The organism is Pseudoduganella flava, from assembly GCF_007830495.1.
GTDB lineage: Bacteria > Pseudomonadota > Gammaproteobacteria > Burkholderiales > Burkholderiaceae_D > Rugamonas > Rugamonas flava.
In genome coordinates this window covers 77,573-95,291 of record NZ_VLKW01000008.1, presented here as the reverse complement: position 1 = coordinate 95,291, position 17,719 = coordinate 77,573, and the positions used below count along the sequence as shown (strand labels likewise).

General features: G+C 64.3%; 21 protein-coding genes and 1 tRNA gene. 6 read left to right on the top strand and 16 right to left on the bottom strand.

Annotated elements, in window-relative coordinates:
* Positions 1-115 precede the first annotated feature (115 nt).
* The 7 genes from IP92_RS19960 to IP92_RS19940 form a co-directional block, all read right to left on the bottom strand.
* Entirely contained in the window at positions 116-850 is a 735-nt protein-coding gene (locus IP92_RS19960; RefSeq protein ID WP_145878333.1) for a LytR/AlgR family response regulator transcription factor, read from the bottom strand.
* A gap of 1 nt (position 851) precedes the next feature.
* Positions 852-1,922 carry a sensor histidine kinase gene (locus IP92_RS19955; protein WP_145878331.1) on the bottom strand — a complete coding sequence of 357 codons (1,071 nt, stop codon included), beginning with the start codon at positions 1,920-1,922 and terminating at the stop codon, positions 852-854.
* 13 nt (positions 1,923-1,935) lie between these two features.
* Positions 1,936-2,643: a LiaF transmembrane domain-containing protein gene (locus tag IP92_RS19950; RefSeq protein WP_145878329.1), complete on the bottom strand. Its 708-nt coding sequence runs from the start codon at positions 2,641-2,643 to the stop codon at positions 1,936-1,938.
* Positions 2,640-2,972: a LiaF transmembrane domain-containing protein gene (locus tag IP92_RS19945; protein WP_145878327.1), complete on the bottom strand. Its 333-nt coding sequence runs from the start codon at positions 2,970-2,972 to the stop codon at positions 2,640-2,642. Before IP92_RS19945 ends, IP92_RS19950 begins: the two co-directional genes overlap by 4 nt.
* A 288-nt stretch (positions 2,973-3,260) precedes the next feature.
* Positions 3,261-3,428, bottom strand: coding sequence for a hypothetical protein (locus IP92_RS30255; protein WP_199271843.1), 168 nt, complete (start codon positions 3,426-3,428; stop codon positions 3,261-3,263).
* 12 nt (positions 3,429-3,440) lie between these two features.
* On the bottom strand, positions 3,441-3,602 hold the full coding sequence (locus tag IP92_RS30250; protein WP_199271842.1) for a hypothetical protein: 162 nt from the start codon (positions 3,600-3,602) through the stop codon (positions 3,441-3,443).
* Positions 3,603-3,849: 247 nt separating this feature from the next.
* The gene (locus IP92_RS19940) at positions 3,850-4,731 is read right to left on the bottom strand and encodes a LysR family transcriptional regulator (protein ID WP_145878325.1); all 882 of its coding nucleotides are present in this window, start codon (positions 4,729-4,731) and stop codon (positions 3,850-3,852) included.
* A gap of 327 nt (positions 4,732-5,058) precedes the next feature.
* On the opposite strand from IP92_RS19940, the gene IP92_RS19935 reads away from it, so the two are divergent.
* Positions 5,059-5,601, top strand: coding sequence for an FxDxF family PEP-CTERM protein (locus tag IP92_RS19935; RefSeq protein ID WP_158206844.1), 543 nt, complete (start codon positions 5,059-5,061; stop codon positions 5,599-5,601).
* 176 nt (positions 5,602-5,777) lie between these two features.
* Positions 5,778-6,851, top strand: a complete 1,074-nt coding sequence (locus tag IP92_RS19930) for a type II asparaginase (protein ID WP_145878319.1) — start codon at positions 5,778-5,780, stop codon at positions 6,849-6,851.
* A 53-nt stretch (positions 6,852-6,904) separates the two neighbouring features.
* Here the strand turns inward: IP92_RS19930 and IP92_RS19925 are convergent, their stop codons facing one another.
* A complete protein-coding gene (locus tag IP92_RS19925; RefSeq protein WP_145878317.1) occupies positions 6,905-7,798 on the bottom strand; it encodes a LysR family transcriptional regulator ArgP in 894 nt (297 codons plus the stop codon).
* A gap of 107 nt (positions 7,799-7,905) precedes the next feature.
* Between IP92_RS19925 and IP92_RS19920 the strand changes: the two genes are divergently transcribed.
* Positions 7,906-8,523: a LysE/ArgO family amino acid transporter gene (locus IP92_RS19920; RefSeq protein ID WP_145878314.1), complete on the top strand. Its 618-nt coding sequence runs from the start codon at positions 7,906-7,908 to the stop codon at positions 8,521-8,523.
* Here IP92_RS19920 and IP92_RS19915 read toward each other — a convergent pair whose 3' ends face one another.
* On the bottom strand, positions 8,524-9,174 hold the full coding sequence (locus IP92_RS19915; protein WP_158206843.1) for a zinc ribbon domain-containing protein: 651 nt from the start codon (positions 9,172-9,174) through the stop codon (positions 8,524-8,526).
* Positions 9,175-9,311: 137 nt separating this feature from the next.
* Here IP92_RS19915 and IP92_RS19910 point away from each other — a divergent pair, with 137 nt between their 5' ends.
* Both IP92_RS19910 and IP92_RS19905 read left to right on the top strand, forming a co-directional pair.
* A complete protein-coding gene (locus tag IP92_RS19910; protein ID WP_145878310.1) occupies positions 9,312-9,893 on the top strand; it encodes a TetR/AcrR family transcriptional regulator in 582 nt (193 codons plus the stop codon).
* 150 nt (positions 9,894-10,043) lie between these two features.
* A complete protein-coding gene (locus tag IP92_RS19905; RefSeq protein ID WP_145878307.1) occupies positions 10,044-10,613 on the top strand; it encodes a DUF308 domain-containing protein in 570 nt (189 codons plus the stop codon).
* A gap of 17 nt (positions 10,614-10,630) precedes the next feature.
* Here IP92_RS19905 and IP92_RS19900 read toward each other — a convergent pair.
* The 5 genes from IP92_RS19900 to IP92_RS19880 form a co-directional block, all read right to left on the bottom strand.
* Positions 10,631-10,707, bottom strand: a tRNA-Arg gene (locus tag IP92_RS19900).
* A gap of 151 nt (positions 10,708-10,858) precedes the next feature.
* Positions 10,859-12,211: a phosphoglucosamine mutase gene (glmM, locus tag IP92_RS19895; protein WP_145878304.1), complete on the bottom strand. Its 1,353-nt coding sequence runs from the start codon at positions 12,209-12,211 to the stop codon at positions 10,859-10,861.
* A 10-nt stretch (positions 12,212-12,221) separates the two neighbouring features.
* Complete coding sequence (gene folP, locus IP92_RS19890; protein WP_229418870.1) at positions 12,222-13,067, bottom strand: dihydropteroate synthase; 846 nt, start codon at positions 13,065-13,067, stop codon at positions 12,222-12,224.
* A 69-nt stretch (positions 13,068-13,136) separates the two neighbouring features.
* Complete coding sequence (gene ftsH / locus IP92_RS19885) at positions 13,137-15,017, bottom strand: ATP-dependent zinc metalloprotease FtsH (protein WP_145878302.1); 1,881 nt, start codon at positions 15,015-15,017, stop codon at positions 13,137-13,139.
* 253 nt (positions 15,018-15,270) lie between these two features.
* Positions 15,271-15,921 carry an RlmE family RNA methyltransferase gene (locus IP92_RS19880; RefSeq protein WP_145878300.1) on the bottom strand — a complete coding sequence of 217 codons (651 nt, stop codon included), beginning with the start codon at positions 15,919-15,921 and terminating at the stop codon, positions 15,271-15,273.
* A 42-nt stretch (positions 15,922-15,963) separates the two neighbouring features.
* On the opposite strand from IP92_RS19880, the gene yhbY reads away from it, so the two are divergent.
* Positions 15,964-16,431 carry a ribosome assembly RNA-binding protein YhbY gene (yhbY, locus tag IP92_RS19875; protein ID WP_145878298.1) on the top strand — a complete coding sequence of 156 codons (468 nt, stop codon included), beginning with the start codon at positions 15,964-15,966 and terminating at the stop codon, positions 16,429-16,431.
* Positions 16,432-16,677: 246 nt separating this feature from the next.
* On the opposite strand, the gene IP92_RS19870 is transcribed toward yhbY, so the two are convergent.
* Positions 16,678-17,121, bottom strand: a complete 444-nt coding sequence (locus IP92_RS19870) for a DUF4149 domain-containing protein (protein ID WP_199271841.1) — start codon at positions 17,119-17,121, stop codon at positions 16,678-16,680.
* Entirely contained in the window at positions 17,121-17,597 is a 477-nt protein-coding gene (greA, locus tag IP92_RS19865) for a transcription elongation factor GreA (RefSeq protein WP_107141710.1), read from the bottom strand. Before greA ends, IP92_RS19870 begins: the two co-directional genes overlap by 1 nt.
* Positions 17,598-17,719: the final 122 nt, after the last annotated feature.

The following is a 17,719-nucleotide window of genomic DNA, read 5'->3' as shown; positions in this document are numbered from 1 at the left end:
TCAGACCCCAGAAGGACACGAGCACAGCCGCGTGGCGACGCGTCTACAGCTGAACTCGTGTCCATTTTCAGGGTTGACCCCACGGTGGACACGGGCTCGGCCTTGGACGGCCGCACTAGCCCATCGCGGCGCGGATCTTCTGGTAGCCGCTGCGGCTGATCGGCAGCTTGGTGCCGTCGGCGAGGATCGCGGCGTGGCTGTCCTTGCCGGCTGGTTCGATGCGGGCCACCTGTTCGACGTTGACGACGTACGAGCGGTGGATGCGCAGGAAGCGGTCCGCTTCCAGTTGCGCGGCCAGGTCGGCCAGCGTCTGGTTCTTCAGGTATGCCTTGCCGTCCGCGTGGATCCGCACGTAGTCGTCCTGCGCCTCGATCCACGCGATCTTCGCGCTGGGGATCACGTGCACCTTGCCGCCATCGCGGATCAGGATGCGGCCCAGCGGCTGCGTGCGCGATGCCGCCGCTTCCTGCAGCACGGCCTGCTGCCGCGGCAGTGCGCTGGCCAGGCTGGCACGCGCGTGCGCAAGCGCCTGGTCGAAGCGCTGCTGGCTGAAGGGCTTCAGCAGGTAGTCCAGCGCGTGGATTTCGAAGGCGCGGATCGCGTACTGGTCGAACGCGGTCGCGAAGATGAAGCGCGTCTTGCCGCCGACGAGTTCCGCGACTTCGAAGCCGTCCAGCTTCGGCATCTGGATGTCCAGCAGCACCAGGTCGGGCTGCAGTTCCGTGATCGCCTTCACGGCTTCGAAGCCGTTCGCGCATTCGGCCACCACGTCGATGTCCGCATGGGCCTGCAGGTACTCGCGCATGACGGCGCGGGCCAGTTCCTCGTCGTCGACGACGATCAGTCGCATATCACTCCTCGCTCGTGGTTCGCGCGGGCAGGCGGATCTCCACCGAGAACGTGTCCCCTTCCCGCTTCCATTCGATGTCCGCCTCGTTCGGGTAGGCGCAGGCCAGCCGCTGGCGGACGTTGGCAAGGCCGATGCCGCCGCGGCGGGCCGCCGGCATGTCGGGATCGACGGCATTGCTGACAGTGATCGACAGCCGCGCGCCGTCGCGCCACGCCGCTACCAGCAGCAGCCCGCCTTCCGTCAGCTGCCCGATGCCGTGCTTGATCGCGTTCTCGACGAGCGGCTGGATGATCATCGGCGGCACCAGGCAATCGAGCGCGCCCTTCTCCAGCGCTTCCTCGGTGACGAGGCGCTCGCCGAAGCGCACCTTTTCGATGGCGAGGAAGTCGCGCACCAGCTCCATCTCCTGCGCCAGCGTGATCTTGCGGTGCGCGGCCAGGCCCAGGCTGCGGCGGAAGAATCCGGCCAGGCGCACCGTCATCTCGCGCGCGCCTTGCGGATCGCGCGACGTCAGCGCGCTGATCGAATTGAGGCTGTTGAACAGGAAGTGCGGGTCGATCTGCGTGCGCAGCATGCGCAGCTCGGCATCCTGCGCCATCAGCTTCGACTCCAGCTCGCGCCGTTCGGCGTTGCGTGCCCTGCCCGATTCGATCGCCAGGTAGTTGATCGCCGCGAGCAGCCCGTACAGCAGCGCGCCGAGCGCGAACAACAGCGCCTGCAACTGCGGCGGCAACGGCATGCCGGCCCAGTGCGTGGCGAATGCCAGACAGAGTTCGTTCCAGCCGCCAAGCACCGCCAGCCACATGAAGCCGGCCAGCATGGCCGCGGCGCACAGCACCAGCACGACGAGGGCCGGGGCGCGGCTGCCGAGCGGGTTGGCGCGGCACAGGTAGTACGCCGAGAAGCCGGCCGCGATGCCGTACACCAGCGCGCCGGGCACCGCGAACAACAGTGCGTTGGCCAGCGGCGCCGGTGCGAGCACGGCGCACACGCCGCCCAGCACCACGCCGATGATCAGCCACGCCAGCAGGTACAGCAGCGGGCCGCGGCGCACTTCATTGAACCATCTCATCGCGACAATGCCATCAGTTGCTGATCTCCAGTCCACCCATGATCGCATGCCCGCGCACGATGAGGCGCTTGCTGCCGTCCTTCGGGCGCAGCGTGGTTTCCTCGAAGCCGCCCAGCATCGGCACGCCTTCCAGCACCACCGTCCAGTCGACCGGCACCTTGATGTCGATGCCGCCCATCAGGGCAAAGACGTGCAGCACCGCATCGCCCTCGATCGATGCTTCGCGCAGGTCCAGCTCGCAGCCGCCCATGATCGCCGTGACCTCGCCGCCGGCAAAGCACTGCGACGCGATGCGCCGCTTGTAGGCGCCCAGCACGGCCGTCGCGTAGACGACGTCCTCGGCATTCGCGTCCACCTTCAGGTTCTCGGCCCCCATCATGCGGCTGCCGCGCGCCGTCGACCGGAACACGACGAGCACGCCGGCGGCGATCATCGCGAGCGGCGCCAGCACGTTCCAGCCGATGTGGAAGAGGCCGAACCCACGCAGCAGCAGCACGCTGCCGAACAGCAGCAGCAGACCGCCGACGATCGTCGCATTGGTCGAACGGGACTGCATGATCTTCAGGATGCCGGCCACGATCAGGATCACGGGCCAGAACTGCGCGCTCATGTCGAAGTCCAGCCAGCCCAGGTTATCGAGCAGGAACATCAGCCCGATCGCGATGACGGCCACGCCCACGACGACCTGCGCGGCGGGACTGTGTTGGCGCCGGGTGCTCATGCTTCCTCCTTGCCCGGCGCGCCCAGATAGCGCCTCGCGATCGGCTGCAGCACCATGCCGGCGCCGACGACGATGATCAAGAGCGGCCAGCTGTTACCGACCGACAGGCCCCACAGCCCTTCGAAGCTGACGTAGAACCAGGCCGCGAACAGCACCTGCGATAGCCCGTCGACGAACTGCTTGCCGTTCGTCGGCGGCACCATGTTGGCGATGCCGAATGCGGCCAGCACGAATGGCCAGTAATGCCACAGCGAGGCCACCGCCTCGGGATCGTCGCGGTTCATCAGGTAGGCCACGCCGAGCGCGACCAGGGTCACGCCGACGATCATCTGATGGCGCCGCCTGTGCAGTGTCGGCCTTCTCGCCAGTCCGGCCACGAGCCTGGGCCGTAATTTGGAGTGCGGTTCGGTGTTCATGTGTTCCCCCATCGGATCGATGACGGAACGATACGCAAGAACGGTGGCCGCGGCCACGCTTTTTCGGCGAACGGCGGTGCGCTGCCGGTGAACGGCGAAGTTCTCGGTGGATGGAGGGAGGGCTGAGGGAAGCGGAAGGGAAAAGAAGGGAAAACCAGGGCCCGCGGCGGCGGAAAACGGTGCGCGCGGGCCGGGGCGGGGTCAGGCGGCGCGGCCAGGCATGCCGTAGCCCTTCACTTCATTGCGGTACTTGGCGCGGGCGATGGCCTGCTTTTCGGCCTCCATCGCCTTGTTGAAGGCCCGGGTGCGCTTCTTTTCTTCCTTGCCACGCATCTGCGCGACGTCCTTGTTGCCGATCTTGTGCGTCATCGTGTTCTCCTTTTAAGTCCTGCCATCGTGTTTTTCATCGAACATCACCAGGCCCCAGCCGAGCTGGCGCCGGATCTCTTCCGGCGTCGGCGGCGGTGCCCCTTCGTGATTCCTGCGTTCCAGGTATTCGCGCACCACTTCCTTCGAGGGATGGTTCGTCTGTGCCGTCGTCATGATGACCTCCTTGTCGTTCGCGACCGTCATTCCACGAAGATGTGGCGTGTCGCAGCCTGGCCCAAAAGTATTCTGGTGCCGGCGCTTGAGGCGACCGGCTTGCCTGCGTGACGAGCGACCTGCTTCGTTGTTCTGATCGTTGGCGCATCGGTCACGCAACTCCATCTTATAAACGCACCCCTGCCGCGACGGTGCGCCAGCGAACAAATCGCCTGGCGCTTTAGCGCGTGTACGTGTGGGATTGGGATTACAGCTTTTGCTGCAGGAATTCGAGGAAGCAGCTGATACGCTGCGCGAGCTGGGTGTTGCGGTAGTAAACCGCGTGGATCTGTTGGCGGTAGCCCGTATTGGCTGCTGCCAGCAGCGGCACCAGCCGACCGGCGGCGATGTCCGCGCGGGTCATGAAGTCGGCCAGGCAGGCGATGCCCTGGCCGGCCAGCGCGAGCTGGCGCAACGTCTCGCCGGACGATGCCGACAGCGCCGGCGTCACCGCCAGCGTATCGCCGGCGCCGTGCCGCAGCGGCCAGGTATTGCCCTGCTCGTACTGCACAAAGCCGAGCAACGCATGCTGCGCAAGGTCTTCCGGCGCCTGCGGCGTACCGTGCCGCGCCAGGTAAGCGGGACTGGCAAGGATGTGCAGCGGGCTCGACGTCAGCGGCCGCGCATGCAAGGTCGAGTCGGTCAGCGTGCCGATGCGGATCGCGATATCGGTGCGGTGCTCGATCAGGTCGGCGATGCGGTCATTGGACGTCAGCTCGAGCCGGATCTCCGGATACAGCGCACGGAACTCGCCGACGTGCGGGACAACGCAATGCAGCATGAAGGGCGACGCCGCGTCGACGCACAGGCGCCCGGCGGGCTGCTGGCGCCGGATCCGGATGCATTCCTCGACCTCCTCGATCGAGGCCAGGATGCGGCGCGCCTTGTCGAGGAACAGCTGGCCTTCCTCGGTCAGCTCCATCCGGCGCGTCGTGCGTGTCAGCAGCGAAGTCTGCAGTTTCTCCTCGAGCCGGCCCAGCGCGCGGCTCACCCCGGAAGTGGTCTGCCCGAGGTGGACGGCGGCGGCGCTCAGCGAACCGCTGTCGACGACGGTCACGAAGGTCAGCAGATCGTCCGAATTGATGTCCATGCACAATTATAACGGTCACCCGAAGCAGCGCTCTCCGGAGCGTTTCCGGGGCTATTTCGTTGCTAGTTGAACACTCAGCAATAAAAATATTTTTCTTGACCTTTCGGTCAAGCTCAGCTCCGCCCCGAGGTCTCCCAGCGGCGTCGCATCCGCCCAACTAACACGCTTCATCAGTGAAGTACTTTTGTAAGGGGCAGAGATATATTGACAATGTTGGCAGTTATGAAAACTTATGTTTTCAATAGGCCATTGATACATGGGTTGCGGCTGCCGACACCAAGCTACTACTACTTCGTCACAACACAAATGAATCGAGGGGTAATTCAAATGAAGAAAGCTTTATTGAGCAAGGTAGCCGGCTCCCTCCTGCTATCCGCAGGTGTGCTCGCCTCAGGCGCTGCGTCCGCGGATACCACGCTGACGTTCGACGCTGCCGGTAACGCCTATTTCGGCGCTACCCACGCGATGGACGGCGCTTACGATGATGTCTTCCTGTTCTCCGTCGACACCGACAGCTTCGCCCAGGGCACCGCCGTCAACGGCGTCACCCGGATCAACGGCGACTTCCTGTCGAACTACGGCATTTCCAACATCCAGTTCTTCTGGCAAAACGGCGATACCCGCACGAACCTGGACACCACGTTCTCGTCCGACGGTTACATCACCTTCTCCGCCAACAATGGCCTGGCATCCGGGAACTACGGCTTCATCGTTTCCGGTGCGACCGCCCTGCCTGGCATGGGCGGATCCTACGCCGGCAACCTGAACATTACCCCTGTTCCGGAACCGGCAACCTATGCGATGCTGGGCGTCGGCATCGGCCTGCTGGCCCTGACGGCTCGCCGCAAGACCAATAACAAACTGGGCTGATCGGATCAGGACCCGTGGAGAACCCGCTTCGGCGGGTTTTTTTACGCCCGGATCTGTTGGAAAAAAGGCACTTGGCCGTGGGTTTTTCGCCTCCTCCTCGACGACCCCGCCCTTCTGCCGGGCGATGACTTTGTTATAAGATGCGCCTACTTTAACAAGTCCTGAAAGGAAACCGCATGCTGAGACAGAAATTCGCGCACTACTTCCTGGCCCTGGCGACGCTGCTGTGCGTCGTTGCTGGCGCCCACGCGCAACAAAAGCTGCCGAACATCACCATCCTCGCCACCGGTGGCACGATCGCCGGCACGGGCGCGACCAGCACGACGACGGTCGGGTACACGGCGGCCACCGTCGGCGTGCAGCAGCTGATCCAGGCGGTGCCGGAACTGTCGAAGATCGCCAACGTGAAGGGCGAGCAAGTATTCCAGATCGCCAGCGAAAGCATGACGAACGAGCACTGGCTGACCCTGGGCAAGCGCGTCAACGCGCTGCTGGCGCAGAACGACGTCGACGGAATCGTGATCACGCACGGCACCGACACGATGGAAGAAACGGCGTATTTCCTGAACCTCGTCGTGAAAAGCCGCAAGCCTGTCGTCCTCGTCGGCGCAATGCGCCCATCGACGGCATTGTCCGCGGATGGTCCCATCAATCTGTATAACGCCGTCGTCGTCGCCGGCAGCCGCGATGCGATCGGCAAAGGCGTGATGGTCGCGATGAACGACCAGATCCATTCCGCCCGTGACGTGACGAAAACGAATACGTCCACGCCGGACAGTTTCCGCACGGCCGAATTGGGCCTGATGGGTTATATCCAGGGTGGCAAGGCGTTCTTTTATCGCACCTCGACGCGCAAGCATACGGTCGACACGGAATTCGATATCGCCAACCTGACGGCACTGCCGCAGGTCGATATCGTGTACGGCTATGCGAACATGAATACCGTGGCGCTCGATGCATTGGTGGCCGCGGGCGCGAAAGGCATTATCCATGCAGGCGTCGGCGACGGCAGCCTTGCCGCCCGCGTCAAACCGGGCCTCATTGCCGCCCGCAAGAAAGGCACGATCATCGTTCGCGCCAGCCGCGTCGGCCAGGGTATTCTGGCCCGCAATGGCGAAGCCAATGACGACGAGCTGGATTTCGTCGCTGCCGATACGCTCAGCCCGCAAAAAGCACGCATCCTGCTGATGCTGGCGCTGACGCGCACCAACAGCACTGCGGACATCCAGCGCATGTTCTACACGTACTGAGCTGTCTTCTCATGCCAGCGGTTAGCGCGCACGCGCCAGCAGCTGGCATGGCGTCACGGCTGATCCAGGGCGGCACGCGCAGCCCGCACCACTTCCCGCCCCAGCCGTTCCAATGCTGGCGATTGCACCCGCCACGCATGCCAATACAGCGGCACGTCCGTATGGCGCCCCGGTGCCAGGTCCACCAATTCTCCCTTGTCCAGCAAATCGCCATATTGTTGTGGCGGCACCATGCCATAGCCGAGGCCAAGTCGGATCGCCTGCAGGAAGGGATCGCTGGCCGGAACATAATGCAGAGGATAATGCCCCGGCATCAGCCCCAACTCCCGCTCGATGAAATCGGATTGCAGTCTATCCTTGCGGGAAAATACGATCACGGGTGCGGTCGTTGCCGACGCGCGATTCCATCCGTCGGGAAAATGGCGCGCAGCGAATTGCGGTGACGCCAGCATCCGATAGCGCATCGCACCAAGCGGTTCGACAATACAGCCGCGCATCCCCTCCCCCTCGCTGGAAATACCTGCGACCGCCTCGCCTTTTTCCAGCAACGCATAGGTGTAATTCTGCTCGTCCAGCACGATGTCGAGCGTCAACCGCTGCGCCAGCAGGAAATCGGCAATACCCGGCAATAACCACGTCGCCAGCGAGTCGTTATTGACGGCGATCGGAATGCGCAGCGGCGTATTGTCGTCGGCCTGCAGGCCGGAAAGAAATTCCTCTTCCAGCAAGCGATTGCGCCGTAAATACACGAGCAGGCGCTGGCCGGCTGCCGTCGCGCGGCATGGGCGGCTGCGGATCAGTAAAGGCGAGCCGAGCGCAGTTTCCAGCGCGGCGATCCGTTGCGAGACGGCCGACGGCGTCACGCGCAACTGGGCCGCCGCCCCGTCGAAGCTGCCGCTCTCGAGCGCCGCGAGGAACGCATCGCACTGCCGGGTATCGAGGGTCATATATAAGCGAAATTAATGGATACTGAAACATCTTAACCCAGCTTCATTTATTGCCACGCGAACGGGACAATGAGCGCCTGATCAACAAGCAAGCGAAGGCGGCGGCAATGACGACGACACAGGTGTATCTGAGCGGACTGGGGCTGGGCGCCAGCCTGATCATGGCGATCGGCGCGCAGAACGCGCACGTGTTGCGGATGGGCGTGCGGCGCAGCCACGTGGCGTTGACGGTGGCCGCGTGCATCGTCGTCGACATCGTGCTGATCGCTGCCGGCGTCGCCGGCGCGGGCGCGCTGATCGAAGGCTCGCCGCTATTGCTGGCCGCCGCGCGTTGGGGCGGCGCGGCGTTCCTCGCCTGGTATGGCCTGCGCAGCTGGCGCGCGCTGTTGACGCCGAAGGAGTTGCGCGTGGCGGCCGACGACGCACCGATCACTGCCGCCGCCGCGCTGGTGAGCGTGCTGGCCATGTCGCTGTTGAATCCCCATGTCTACCTGGACACGCTGGTGCTGCTGGGTTCCGTGGGCGGGCGTTATCCGGCCGGCGAGCGGGCAGCGTTCTCGGCGGGCGCGATGACGGCGTCGTTCCTGTGGTTCACGGTGCTGGGGTTTGGCGCCGCGCGGTTCGCAGGCGTGCTGGGCCGCCCGGTGGCGTGGCGCTGCATCGAGGCGCTGACGGGCGCGGTGATGCTGCTGCTGGCGGCCGGCCTCGTCGCGGACGCCCTGTGATCAGGCCTGGCGGTGTCCGCACTCGCCGCAGAATTTCGTGCCGGGCTGCAGCATCGTCGAACACGCGGTGCATGCCACCAGCTGCGCCATCTTGTGGCCGCATTCGGGGCAGAATTTCGCGCCGTGCGTCTCGGCCCGGCATTGCGGGCAGACCAGCTGCATGTCCTGCTTCACGTCGTGGCGGGTGCCGCGGCTCTGGCCTTCGACGTCGGCCCGCTCGGCGGCCGCGCGCACCTCGCCTTGCGCACGGGCTTGCGTGATCTTCACCTGCACGTTCGGCGCGCAGTTGAAGCACAGGCCGTTGGCGGTGTCGAAGCATGGCTCGCAGACGTATTGATAGCAATTGCCGCAGCGGTTGAAATGCTCCTTGGCGTCCGCGATCGCTTCCTTGAACGCTTCATCGCGTGCGCTGTGCCAGCCGGCCTCGGCCATGCCGCCCAGCACCGTGCTCGCACTGCCCAGCAAGCCGCCGAACAGATTGGCCCCCTTCTGCAACCAGCCGGTCGCCTGGCCGCTGCGATACGGCTTGAAGTGGGTACGCCAACGGTCGTTGCAGCGCTCGCAAGAGAACTCGAACTGGAAGCCGGCGTCGACGCCGCTTGAGTTGCTCAAGTCGTGATAATTGTCGGCAAACCGGATCTCACCCGCCATGACACTCCTCCCTAACTGAAGCGTGCCATTATAACAAAGGCAATACTCAAAAGGTGACTGGCTGTCGCGTAGCCGCGTCACCGGTAAGGTTGCGGAAGCGCTTGACCTCAAACCTACTAGTAGGTAGGATGCACCGCATGAACACATCTTCTACCGCGGACGCGATCCTCGCCTGCGCCCAGTCGCTGATCGTCACGGGCGGCTATAACGGCTTCAGCTATGCGGACATCGCCGCCGTGGTCGGCATCCGCAAGCCGAGCATCCACCACCATTTCCCCAGCAAGGCGGACCTGGTGACGACCCTGGTGACGCGTTACCGGCAGGCGGCCGAGGAAGGCATCGCCAACCTGGAACACGCGATCCCCGCCCCGCTCGACCAGCTGCGCGCCTACATCGGATACTGGAAGACCTGCATCGGCGATGCCAGCGCGCCGTTCTGCGTGTGCGCGCTGCTGGCCGGCGAGCTGCCCGTGCTGCCCGAAGAAGTCGCGCTGCAGGTGCGCGGCTATTTCCGCTTCTTGTCCTGCTGGCTGACGGGTGTGCTGGAACGGGGCGCCGCGCAAGGCACGATCGCGTTGACCGGCACGCCCCGCGTCGAAGCGGAAGCGTTCATGGCCACCGTGCACGGCGCAATGTTGTCGGCCCGCGCGTATGGCGACACCGGCATGTTCGGCACGATCATGGAGCCGCAACTGGAACGCCTGGAGGTCAAACGGTAAAACACGGTATCGCGCAGCCGTCGTGCTGCGCACCGAACACTGGAGCATCGATCTCGCCCATTCCCGGCGCACTGGACGAGATCGCTGTTTATTTGCACCACCACCTACCAACTAGTAGGTTTGTTATGAATGACCTCGAAAGGAACCACCATGGATGATTTACAGGCGACCACCTCGCACACCCAGCGGCAGTGGCTGCTGAACTACTACTTCGCGCGTGCCGCGTTTTCCGTCGCGTGGGTGCTCGCCGCGTTGAAGCTGGCACCGCACGCGCCGGGCCTGCAGGCCGCCCTGCTCGTCCTCTATCCCGCCTGGGATGCGGTGGCGAACCTGATCGATGGCCGACGGAGCGGCGGGCTGGCCCAGAACCGCACCCAGGCCATCAACGTCGTCGTCAGCGTAGCGGTAACGCTCGCGGTCGGCGCCGCGCTGGGCGACATGCACCGCGTGCTCGGCGTCTTTGGCGCGTGGGCGATCCTGGCCGGGCTGCTCCAGCTGGGCACCGCGTGGCGCCGCCGGAAGTCGTCGGACGCGCAGTGGCCGATGATATTGAGCGGTGCGCAGTCTGCCCTGGCCGGTACGACGTTCATCCTGCAGGCGCGCATGCCTGCCGAGCCGACCCTGTCGACCATTGCCGGGTATGCGGGATTCGGCACTTTTTACTTTCTGGTGGCGGCAGCGACGCTCGCCGTCCGGCGCAGGACTGCCGGCAAGGTGTGAAGGTAGCGACCGGCGGATGGCCTGCCCAGCTGGGTTCGAACCAGCGACCTACGGCTTAGAAGGCCGTTGCTCTATCCAGCTGAGCTATGGGCAGTGCGAACGGAAGGTCCGTAGAACCGAAAAGCGGGCCGGTGCCCGCTTTGGGAGCAAAATGATAACCGCTCGGCGCCGGCAGCGTCAATGCAAGGCCCAACGCTCCGGCATTGGGCTGATGAGGCCATTTGTGGCAGCGGGCGCGGCCGGGATCAGGCGGCCAGCGGCGTTTCGATCTTGTCGGCGATGCGGCGCGCGCACTTTTGCGCCACGTTCGCGTCGCGCGCCTCGACCATCACGCGGATCAGCGGTTCGGTGCCGGAAGCGCGGATCAGCACGCGGCCCGACTCGCCCAGCTCGCGCTCGACGAGCTCCTTCTCGGCCACCATCGCCGGGTTCTTCTGCCAGTCGAAGCCGGCCGGCACGCGCACGTTGATCAGCGTTTGCGGGAACAGTTCCAGTTCACCGGCGATCTGCGCCAAGGTCAGGCCGCTGCGCTTCAGGGCCGACAGCACCTGCAGCGCGGAGATGATGCCGTCGCCGGTCGTGTGCTTGTCCAGTGCCAGCAGGTGGCCGCTGCCCTCGCCGCCCAGGATCCAGCCCTTCTCCTGCATCACTTCGAGCACGTAGCGGTCGCCGACCTTCGCGCGCGCGAAGCCGATGCCCTTTTCCTTGAACGCTACTTCCAGCGCCATGTTCGTCATCAGGGTGCCGACGGCGCCTTTCACCTCGCCCGTCGCCAGGCGATCCATTACCATCACGTACAGCAGCTCGTCGCCGTTGTACAGGCGGCCGTTGGCGTCGCACATGATCAGGCGGTCCGCATCGCCGTCCAGCGCGATGCCCAGGTCGGCGTCGTGCGCCAGCACGGCCGCGGCCATTGCCTTCGGTGCCGTCGCGCCATGGCCTTCGTTGATGTTGAAGCCGTCCGGCTTGTTACCGATCGGGATCACCTCGGCGCCCAGCTCGTGGAACACGTGCGGTGCGATGTTGTAGGCGGCGCCATGGGCGCTGTCGACGACGATCTTCAGGCCGCGCAGGTCCAGCTCGTTCGGGAACGTGCTCTTGCAGAATTCGATGTAGCGCCCCTGGGCATCGTCCAGGCGCTTGGCGCGGCCCAGTTTATCGGAGGCCACGCAGCCCATCGGCTGGTCGATCGCCGCCTCGATGGCCAGCTCGACGGAGTCCGGCAGCTTGGTGCCCTGCTCCGAGAAGAACTTGATGCCGTTGTCCTGGAACGGGTTGTGCGAAGCGGAAATCACGACTCCGGCCGACAGGCGCAGCGCGCGCGTCAGGTAGGCGATCGCCGGCGTCGGCATCGGGCCGGCCAGCATCACGTCGACGCCGGCGGCGGCAAAGCCCGCTTCCAGCGCCGCTTCCAGCATGTAGCCGGAGATGCGCGTGTCCTTGCCGATCAGGACGGTCGGCCGCGCCGTGCCGGCCGTCGCCGTACGCGCCAGGACCTTGCCGGCGGCATAGCCCAGGCGCATCACGAAATCCGGCGTGATCGGCGCTTCGCCGACCAGGCCACGGACACCATCGGTCCCGAAATATTTACGTGCCATGTTCTTCTCTTCAGTTAGGTTCACTCAGTTGTCCATTGGCCGCGTGCCACACTTTCAGTGCGTCGACCGTTTCCGCGACATCGTGCACGCGAACGATGCCCGCGCCATGCGCCACCGCCGCCAGTGCACCGCCGAGGCTGCCTGCGAGCCGCTGCTCGACAGGCTTGCCGGTGACCGCGCCGATCATCGACTTGCGCGACAGGCCCGCCAGCAGCGGTACGCCCAGTTCAAGCACCATGCGGCGGCCGGCCTTCAGTAATGCGTAATTATGCTCGGTCGTCTTGCCGAAGCCAAAGCCGGGATCGATCCACAGGCGACGCCGATCAATACCCCCAGCGGTCAGCGCGTCGATCCGCTCGCGCAGGAAGGCGATGACTTCGCCGACGACGTCGGCATAGGCAGGTTTATCCTGCATTGTTGCAGGTTTGTCAAGCATGTGCATGATGCAGAGCGCGCAGTCCGTGTCGCGCACCGCGTCGATCGCGCCCGGGGCGCGGAACGCATTGATGTCGTTGATCATGTCGACGCCGGCCAGCACGGCTTCGCGCATCACCTCCGGCTTGTACGTATCGACGGAAATCGGCGTGCCGCACTCGCGCAGCGCGTACAGCACGGGCAGCACGCGGCGCAGCTCTTCCTCCAGCGGCACGCTCGGCGCGCCGGGACGGGTGGATTCGCCGCCGACGTCGATGATGTCCACGCCATCGCGGATCATCTGCTCGGCATGGGACAGCGAAAAGTCCAGCGACGCGAACCGGCCGCCGTCGGAAAAGGAATCGGGGGTGACGTTCAGGATGCCCATCACCAGTGCGCGGTTGCCCGGCACCTGGTAGCGGCCAAAGGGGATGTGGGACATGGCTTGCAACAAAAAATGAAAAGGGCGAGGATCGCTCCTCACCCTTTCGATGACGGCATTAGCGGTGTATCAGGCCGGTGCGGTGGCGTTCGGGGAAGCCGCCGGTCCGTCGCCGGAAGGCGTCTTGCGCAGCGTGACACCGGCTTTCGGCGGACGCGGCTCCTGGCCGGCCATGATGTCGTTGATCTGGTCCGCGTCGATCGTTTCCCAATCGAGCAGCGCCTTCGTCATCATTTCCACCTTGTCGCGGTTCTCTTCCAGCAGGTGGCGCGCCAGCGCGTACTGCGTGTCGAGGATCTTGCGGATCTCGGCATCGACCTTCTGCTGCGTCGCTTCCGAGATGGTCTTGTTGGTACCGCCCAGGAAGCCTTCGTTCTGCTCGTCCTCGTAGACCATCACGCCCAGCGTATCGGACATGCCGAACTTCGTGACCATCGAACGGGCCAGCTTGGTGGCGCGCTGGAAGTCGTTCGAAGCGCCGGTGGACATCTGGCCGACGAACAGTTCCTCGGCGATGCGGCCGCCGAACAGGATCGAGATCTCTTCCAGCATCTTGTCCTTGTAGCCGGAGATGCGGTCGTGTTCGGGCAGCTGCCACGTCAGGCCCAGTGCCCAGCCGCGCGGCATGATCGTGACCTTGTGGACCGGGTCGGCCTTCGGCAGCAGCTTCGCGACGACGGCGTGGCCGGACTCGTGGTACGCCGTGTTGCGGCGTTCCTCTTCGCGGATCACCATCGACTTGCGCTCAGGGCCCATGAAGATCTTGTCCTTCGCGTCCTCGAAGTCCTGCATGTCCACCAGGCGCTTGCTGCGGCGCGCGGCGAACAGCGCCGCTTCGTTGACGAGGTTGGCCAGGTCGGCGCCCGAGAAGCCCGGCGTGCCGCGGGCCAGGATGTCGGCCTTCACGTCGGTGCTGATCGGCACCTTGCGCATGTGGACGTTCAGGATCTGTTCGCGGCCGCGGATGTCCGGCAGGCCGACGGAGACCTGGCGGTCGAAACGGCCCGGACGCAGCAGCGCTTTATCGAGCACGTCGGCACGGTTGGTGGCCGCGATCACGATGACGCCCGAGGAAGCCTCGAAGCCGTCCATCTCGACCAGCAGCTGGTTCAGCGTCTGTTCGCGCTCGTCGTTGCCGCCGCCCATGCCGGCGCCGCGGTGACGGCCGACCGCGTCGATCTCGTCGATGAAGATGATGCAAGGCGAGTGCTTCTTCGCGTTCTCGAACATGTCGCGCACGCGGGAGGCGCCGACGCCGACGAACATCTCGACGAAGTCGGAACCGGAAATCGAGAAGAACGGCACCTTCGCTTCGCCGGCGATCGCACGCGCCAGCAGCGTTTTACCGGTACCCGGAGGACCGACCATCAGCACGCCGCGCGGGATGCGGCCGCCCAGTTTCTGGAACTTGGTCGGGTCTTTCAGGAAGTCGACGATCTCGGTGACTTCCTCTTTCGCCTCGTCGCAGCCGGCGACGTCGGCAAACGTGACGGTGTTGTTCGTTTCATCGAGCATGCGCGCCTTCGACTTGCCGAAGGAGAAAGCGCCGCCCTTGCCGCCGCCCTGCATCTGCCGCATGAAGAAGATCCACACGCCGATCAGCAGGAGCATCGGGAACCACGAGACGAATACCTGCTGCAGGAACGACGGCTCTTCCGGCGGACGCACGTCGAAGCGCACGCCGTTGTCGCGCAGGTCGCCGATCAGGCCGCGGTCGAGGTAGGTGGACGTCGTGCGCACGCGCGTATCGTCCGTCTTCGTTGCCGTGATCGTGTTGCCCTCGATGACGAGGTCCTTGACGCGCTTCGCCTTGATCTCATCCAACAGGTCGGAATACGCGATGGTCTTGGCGCCGCCGGAGATGCTGTGGCTGTCGAACTGCTTGAACAGCATAAATAACAACAGCGCAACGACAACCCAGATGGCGGATTTGGAAAACATGTTATTCACGAAAACTCCTTGGATGCTCGCGCACCTGTTACCTGTAGCAGAATTCCGATTTTACCCGCATTAGCCAGCCCGTGCTACAAAGCAGCCTAATGGTGCGCAAAAGCCGCAGCGCACGTGCAAAAAAAGCCAAAAACGCACCCGGAAGGGTCCGCACGGTGTCGATGTGCGGCTTGTGGCGCCGATTACAAGCCCGTTCTCAAGATTTTTCCTGCTGTGTGAGGAAAAATCCGGCCCGCCGCATCTTTTTTTGGTATCAGCTTTGCGCCGGATGCTTCAGTCCGCGGCCCAGCAGGAAGATTTCGGACGATTTGTCGCGGCTCGCCTTCGGCTTTTTCTGGGTTACCGTTTTGAATTCACCGCGGAACTTCTCGACGATCTGGGAAAACCCCATGTCCTTGAAACACTTGACCAGCAGCGCGCCGGACGGTTTCAGGTGCAGCTGCGAGAATTCGATCGCCAGGTCGATCAGGTCTTCCATCCGCGCCGCGTCGGCCGTCGCGATGCCGGACAGGTTCGGTGCCATGTCCGACAGCACCAGGTCCGCCTTGCGGCCTTGCAGGACCTCGCCCAGCTGGTCGAGGATGTCCTGCTCGCGGAAGTCGCCCTGGATGAAGTGCATGTCGGCGATCGGTTCCATCGGCAGGATATCGAGGCCGATCATCGTGCCGTTGATGCCGCCGCCCTCCTTGCCCGCCAGCTTGCGGCGGGTGTACTGACCCCAGCTGCCGGGGGTGCAACCCAGGTCGACGATGACCTGGCCGGGCTTGATCAGCTTCTCGTCCTCGTCGATCTCCTTCAGCTTGTAGGCGGCGCGGGCGCGGTAGCCATCCTTCTGCGCGGCTTTGACGTACGGGTCGTTGATGTGGTCATGCAACCAGTTTTTGTTTAATTTGTTCTTTGCCATTCGCGTAGAATACTGCTTTTAAAGGAACCACCAAAAAATCTTATGTTGAATCTGACACCCGTTGAGCGCAGCGCCCTGCGCGCAGAAGCCCACGCGCTCAAGCCGATCGTCCTCATTGGGGAAGCCGGCCTGACCGAGGCCGTGATGAAGGAAATCGAACTGGGCCTCGACTCGCACGGCCTGATCAAGGTGCGCGTGTTCGGCGACGACCGCGAAGCCCGCATCGAGATGTACGAATCGATCTGCGAACAGACCGGCGCCGCGCCCGTGCAGCACATCGGCAAGCTGCTCGTGCTGTACCGCCCGAAGAAGGAAACCGAGAAAGCCCGTCCCGCGAAAGCCGGCAAAGGCATGCGCATGGTCACGATCGTCAAGCCCAGCGCCAGCGGCACCAAGAAGCCGACCGTCAGCAAGGTCATGCTGAAGGGGAACGAGCGCGTTACCGAAGGCGGCACGATCAAGCGCGCCAAGAAGCGCCAGAGCAGTACGAAGAAAAGCTCGCTGGGCTGATCGAAAAAAGCGGCTTGGCCGCTTTTTTTTACGCCACCCGCAAGCTGGGAAACCTATTACACCCAACGGCAACGGCCGGGGTCAGGAAGGAGTATCAGCCTGCAGGCTCATACCGTTCCGCGGGCGCGGAGCATGCTCCGCGAAATCCCCGCTCCACCCCGCCCGGTCTGACCCCAGGGTTTGCTTCTGGGTTGGGATTTCGCGCCAACGGCCCTAACCTTAAAAATAGGTGTCAGACACCTATTTTCACTGCTTCACGATCAGCCAGCCCGCCAGCAAGCTCTGCACCAGGTAGATCACGCTCGAAACCCCGTGCAGCATGCCGAAGCGCTCCTTGCCCGCGCTCTCCATCACGCCGCCCGGCCCCGCCGCGGCCTTCAGGTCCGCCATCATCGGCTGCAAGCCGAAATGGCTGACGACCGTGCCCAGCGCCATCGCGGCGATCAGGGCGAGCACCGTGCGGCGGCGTTTCGGGGTCCAGTCGGGGGTGGCGAATTGCAGCAGCACCAGGAGCGCCAGCGCGCAGCCCAGCGACAGCATCGCCTCGGCATGGAACATCGAGCCGGCGATCTGGCCGGCCAGCACGCGGTCGGACAGCGTCGCGAACAACGTCGGCGCGACGAGGTAGCCGACCGTCCACAGGCTGCCGGCCCACAATACCGCGACGAACAGCCGCACCTTCGCCAGCATCAGACGTAGCGTACTTCGAGGATTTCGTATTCGCGCGGGCCGCTCGGGGCCTGCACTTCGACGACGTCGCCACCGGACTTGCCGATCAGCGCACGGGCGATCGGCGACGTGACGGAGACCTTGTTCAGTTTGATGTCCGCTTCGTCGGTGCCGACGATCTGGTAGCTGACCTTCTGGCCCGACTCCAGGTCTTCCAGGTCGACGGTCGCGCCGAACACCACGCGACCATCCGCGTCCAGGGTGGCGGGGTCGATGATCTGCGCGGAAGACAGCTTGCCTTCCAGTTCCGCGATGCGGCCTTCGACGAACGCCTGGCGCTCTTTCGCCGCGTCGTATTCCGCGTTCTCGGACAGGTCGCCGTGCGAGCGCGCTTCGGCGATCGCATCGATGACGATACGGCGTTCCTTCGTCTTCAGCTGGTGCAGTTCTTCCTTCAGGAGTTCGGCGCCGTATTTGGTGAGTGGAACAGAATTCATGTGTCGTCTCATAAAAAAAGCACAGAGCCCGCGCCATGCTTCGGCGCGGGCTCTGTATGTGTAGTCAGGCTGTTACAGCAAGGCCTTCGCAGCGGGCATTGCAGCCCGCCGTCGAATCTCAG

What these genes read in the sequence shown, in the direction of transcription:
- IP92_RS19930 (WP_145878319.1), top strand. Translation starts at nt 5,778, where the DNA reads ATGCTGAGACAGAAATTCGCGCACTACTTCCTGGCCCTGGCGACGCTG.
- IP92_RS19945 (WP_145878327.1), bottom strand. Translation starts at nt 2,972, where the DNA reads ATGATCGTCGGCGTGACCCTGGTCGCGCTCGGCGTGGCCTACCTGATG.
- IP92_RS30255 (WP_199271843.1), bottom strand. Translation starts at nt 3,428, where the DNA reads ATGACGCACAAGATCGGCAACAAGGACGTCGCGCAGATGCGTGGCAAG.
- IP92_RS19955 (WP_145878331.1), bottom strand. Translation starts at nt 1,922, where the DNA reads ATGAGATGGTTCAATGAAGTGCGCCGCGGCCCGCTGCTGTACCTGCTG.
- IP92_RS19870 (WP_199271841.1), bottom strand. Translation starts at nt 17,121, where the DNA reads ATGCTGGCGAAGGTGCGGCTGTTCGTCGCGGTATTGTGGGCCGGCAGC.
- IP92_RS19905 (WP_145878307.1), top strand. Translation starts at nt 10,044, where the DNA reads ATGGATGATTTACAGGCGACCACCTCGCACACCCAGCGGCAGTGGCTG.
- IP92_RS19940 (WP_145878325.1), bottom strand. Translation starts at nt 4,731, where the DNA reads ATGGACATCAATTCGGACGATCTGCTGACCTTCGTGACCGTCGTCGAC.
- IP92_RS19935 (WP_158206844.1), top strand. Translation starts at nt 5,059, where the DNA reads ATGAAGAAAGCTTTATTGAGCAAGGTAGCCGGCTCCCTCCTGCTATCC.
- IP92_RS19880 (WP_145878300.1), bottom strand. Translation starts at nt 15,921, where the DNA reads ATGGCAAAGAACAAATTAAACAAAAACTGGTTGCATGACCACATCAAC.
- IP92_RS19910 (WP_145878310.1), top strand. Translation starts at nt 9,312, where the DNA reads ATGAACACATCTTCTACCGCGGACGCGATCCTCGCCTGCGCCCAGTCG.
- IP92_RS30250 (WP_199271842.1), bottom strand. Translation starts at nt 3,602, where the DNA reads ATGACGACGGCACAGACGAACCATCCCTCGAAGGAAGTGGTGCGCGAA.
- IP92_RS19960 (WP_145878333.1), bottom strand. Translation starts at nt 850, where the DNA reads ATGCGACTGATCGTCGTCGACGACGAGGAACTGGCCCGCGCCGTCATG.
- folP (WP_229418870.1), bottom strand. Translation starts at nt 13,067, where the DNA reads ATGTCCCACATCCCCTTTGGCCGCTACCAGGTGCCGGGCAACCGCGCA.
- yhbY (WP_145878298.1), top strand. Translation starts at nt 15,964, where the DNA reads ATGTTGAATCTGACACCCGTTGAGCGCAGCGCCCTGCGCGCAGAAGCC.
- glmM (WP_145878304.1), bottom strand. Translation starts at nt 12,211, where the DNA reads ATGGCACGTAAATATTTCGGGACCGATGGTGTCCGTGGCCTGGTCGGC.
- IP92_RS19920 (WP_145878314.1), top strand. Translation starts at nt 7,906, where the DNA reads ATGACGACGACACAGGTGTATCTGAGCGGACTGGGGCTGGGCGCCAGC.
- IP92_RS19925 (WP_145878317.1), bottom strand. Translation starts at nt 7,798, where the DNA reads ATGACCCTCGATACCCGGCAGTGCGATGCGTTCCTCGCGGCGCTCGAG.
- IP92_RS19915 (WP_158206843.1), bottom strand. Translation starts at nt 9,174, where the DNA reads ATGGCGGGTGAGATCCGGTTTGCCGACAATTATCACGACTTGAGCAAC.
- IP92_RS19950 (WP_145878329.1), bottom strand. Translation starts at nt 2,643, where the DNA reads ATGAGCACCCGGCGCCAACACAGTCCCGCCGCGCAGGTCGTCGTGGGC.
- greA (WP_107141710.1), bottom strand. Translation starts at nt 17,597, where the DNA reads ATGAATTCTGTTCCACTCACCAAATACGGCGCCGAACTCCTGAAGGAA.